Below are 910 nucleotides of genomic sequence, written 5' to 3'. Positions count from 1 at the left end.
GTTACATTCCGAACCCGGAAGCTAAGCCTTACAGCGCCGATGGTACTGCAGGGGGGACCCTGTGGGAGAGTAGGACGCCGCCGAACTATTTTTGAGAGGACCCTTTGGTCCCGGCACACATGCTGGGACCAAAGGGTCCTTTTTGTATTTCCCAGAGCTCTTCTCGGAGCGCGCCGGCACCCCGGTTGCGTGAGAATGACTGCGGTACCGAAGACAGGAGTCACCGATGTCCACCAACTCTCCCGACGAGCGACCGGAGCGCGACCAGCGCCGCCGGGACAGTGGTGACCGGGGCGGATACCGCGGTGGTGACGGCCCTCGCCGTGACCGGCGTGATGACCGTCCGTCGTTCGGGGACCGTGATCGTGATCGTGGGCCCCGTCGGGATGGGGACCGTCCGCCCTTCCGTCGTGATGACCGTCGGGATGACCGGCGTGACGACAACCGCGGTGGTGGGTTCCGTCGGGACGACAATCGCGGTGGCGGTGGCTACCGCGGTGGTGACCGGCGTGACGACAACCGTGGCGGTGGCGGTGGCTACCGCGGGCGCGACGATCGTCCCTCGTTCGGAGATCGTGATCGGGATCGTGGGCCCCGTCGGGATGGGGACCGTCCGCCCTTCCGTCGTGATGATCGTCGTGACGACCGGCGGGATGACCGGCGTGATGACAACCGCGGTGGTGGGTTCCGGCGTGACGACAACCGTGGCGGCGGTGGCTACCGCGGCAGTGACCGTCCCTCGTTCGGGGACCGTGACCGTGATCGTGGGCCCCGTCGGGATGGGGACCGTCCGCCCTTCCGTCGTGATGATCGTCGTGACGACAACCGCGGTGGTGGGTTCCGTCGGGACGACAATCGCGGTGGCGGTGGCTACCGCGGTGGTGACCGGCGTGACGACAACCGTGGCGGT

General features: G+C 67.4%; 1 rRNA gene and 1 pseudogene. One reads left to right on the top strand and one right to left on the bottom strand.

Annotation, left to right across the window (positions count from 1 at the left end):
- Positions 1 to 86 (top strand): 5S ribosomal RNA (gene rrf, locus ACIBUY_RS32760); the annotation flags it as partial.
- A 134-nt stretch (positions 87 to 220) separates the two neighbouring features.
- Here the strand turns inward: rrf and ACIBUY_RS32755 are convergent.
- Positions 221 to 910 (bottom strand): annotated as a pseudogene (locus ACIBUY_RS32755) (hypothetical protein); the annotation flags it as partial.

The sequence above is a fragment of the Streptomyces sp. NPDC050085 genome (genome assembly GCF_044460595.1).
Taxonomy (GTDB): Bacteria; Actinomycetota; Actinomycetes; order Streptomycetales; family Streptomycetaceae; genus Streptomyces.
The sequence above is the reverse complement of the archived record's forward strand: the minus strand, read 5'-3'. Positions and strand labels throughout refer to the sequence as shown.